This is a genomic window from Loigolactobacillus zhaoyuanensis, from assembly GCF_003946385.1.
GTDB lineage: Bacteria > Bacillota > Bacilli > Lactobacillales > Lactobacillaceae > Loigolactobacillus > Loigolactobacillus zhaoyuanensis.
The window spans coordinates 1-1,687 of the sequence record NZ_RHOE01000133.1; the positions used below are offsets into that span (position 1 = coordinate 1).

The 1,687-nt window shown below is 42.6% G+C and carries 1 protein-coding gene; it reads right to left on the bottom strand.

The window, feature by feature from the left end:
- Positions 1-207: 207 nt before the first annotated feature.
- Complete coding sequence (locus EKM76_RS13210) at positions 208-1,530, bottom strand: IS1380 family transposase (protein ID WP_125551012.1); 1,323 nt, start codon at positions 1,528-1,530, stop codon at positions 208-210.
- Between the last annotated feature and the right edge of the window lie 157 nt (positions 1,531-1,687).

Consider the following 1,687-nt stretch of genomic DNA (forward strand, 5'->3'; position numbering starts at 1 on the left):
CCTGAATTATGCATATGCATCAAATTGATTGGCCAAATTATCAGTTTTACGTAATTTCTCTATATTCACGACTTGGGCTAGTCATGACTAGCCAAGTTTGACTTAATTTAGTTAGTTTGATTAGTTTTCATACTTGATCGCGTCAAAAAAGTAGCCACTAATCCCTTGGTCAAACACAATAATTTTAAAAGTAACTGCGCTATTTTCTTAGTTGGTCACTAAGGGGCTTAACGTGTGAATGTTAGCTAATAAGGCTTCGATCTGCTGGCTAAAGACGTTGCTTTGCGCCAGATGAATGATTATTTTTCCGGCGTGACGGGCTAGTTTTCCAGCAACGTGAAAGATTTGAAAGCGTAGTGTACTAATGGTCGTGTTGCGCTGCTCTTTTGGTAAGGCCATTAACTTCATCAAGGCAATCAAGTTATAGGCAATGCCGCTGATAGTTGCCCGCGCGGCATTGGTAGTAAAGGTGTGGCTATTCGTCTTATCCATAAAAAAGCCGGCTTTACTTTCTTTGATCAGGTTTTCCATGGCCCCACGCTTTTGATAGGCTAAGTACAATAATTTGACCCCGGCTTCAGTCATATTAGTGACCACATATTGCCGTTCAAAGAATAGTTCGCCTACTTGATGCGTCGATTTTACTAGGACGCGCCGATCAATCGACCAGCTCTTGGCCGCGTAGTTGAATTCACCATAGATGACCGAATTCTGATCAAAATGCTTGGGCACTACTGGTGTGAATTCATCAGCTAGTTGGTCTAAAGCGGCGTTTCGCTTCAGGCGGATCACATATTTTACATCATAAAATTCGCAGAGCGTATAAAGCTCAGGCGTCGCAAAACCACTATCACCGCGTAAAATCAACTGAACATCAAACGGCAATTCGCAAAAAGCCGCAAAGATCGGGGCTAAGAATTCTTTGACACCAGTGCTGGTGTACTGATTGCCTGGACGTTGCTTGATTCCTAAAAGCAAATTCAGCTGCGCGATATAGGCCACTAGCGGATGGAAACCAGTAACCCCATAATGCGCATTGAAACTAGCAGCTTCTTGATGACCAAAGGTATCACAATGCGTCGAATCAACATCAAGCATGACCGTGTCAATATGGTTAGTCCTGATATAATCGAGCGCCAAGGTTAAAATCAAACGGTTCAAGTGCAGAACATCATCACAAGTTAGCGCACTTAAAAAACGAGAAATAGTCGGTTGGGGTGCTAAATCAGTCGTCCCATGGACCTGTTTCATGACTGGGTCGTGTTGTAGCGCGTCGGCCGCGACATCATTACCGTAACCGGCAATATTCAGTTCCAGCATTTGATTGAGTAAGCTAGTTTTAGAATAATGAGGGCCAATACGTTTTTCGCTTAATTGTGCCGCCGCTTGATCAATAATTTGGTCAAGACCAGCTGCGTGCTTAAATTCGGCGTAAAACAACAGGCCTGCGTTATTTGAAAGTTGAACATCATCAGTCTTAATTTTGATTTTAGGGTTGAATCGCAGTTGGGTTTCGTGTAAGTTAGTCATGAGGCATCTCCTGTGTTCGTTATTGTTTGGTCGCTATAACAATAACACGGAAGGTGCTTTTTTGGTACACCATTTTGGTGAAACTCTCAATCAAAGATAAAACGATGGTGTAGCAACATTCTCGTTAAGGTTTAGGAACAGATATGCATAATTCAGG